This window comes from Bacillus sp. FG16, assembly GCF_057809515.1.
This window is the reverse complement of sequence record NZ_JBMDKC010000355.1, coordinates 1-405: the sequence shown is the minus strand read 5'-3', so window position 1 is coordinate 405 and position 405 is coordinate 1. Positions and strand designations below refer to the sequence as shown.

Sequence of the window (405 nt, the reverse complement as noted above, 5' to 3'; positions counted from 1 at the left end):
GGTCCTAAACAAATGATGCGGGAAGACGTACAAGTTGAAATAGCCTGTTACGATTGGCGTTCGTATCAAGAAGAAGAGAAAAATCTGATGTTAGACCAAGTGTTACAAGAAGTCCGCCACGCACCATTTGATTTTACATCAGCTGCTTTATTTCGTTTTCAATTATTTCAGTTAGAACAAAACAACTACCTTCTTCACATCGTGTTTCATCACATCATGTTTGATGGATGGAGCATGGGATTATTTTTGCAAGACTTGGAAAAAGCGTATACTTCTCATGTAAGAGAGGATAAAAGCAGAATTTCTACCCTAGACTCCTATCACGACTTACTCCAAAAGCAACAGAATTACATGGGAACAGAATCTTATGTGACTTCTGAGCTATATTGGCGTGCAAAATTAGAA

Annotated in this window: 1 protein-coding gene; it reads left to right on the top strand. The window is 38.0% G+C overall.

Going from position 1 to position 405, the window contains the following annotated elements; all coding sequences use genetic code 11:
• Window positions 1–405: condensation domain-containing protein (locus ACODS7_RS32715; RefSeq protein ID WP_488828725.1), on the top strand; the 405-nt coding region annotated here is incomplete at both ends.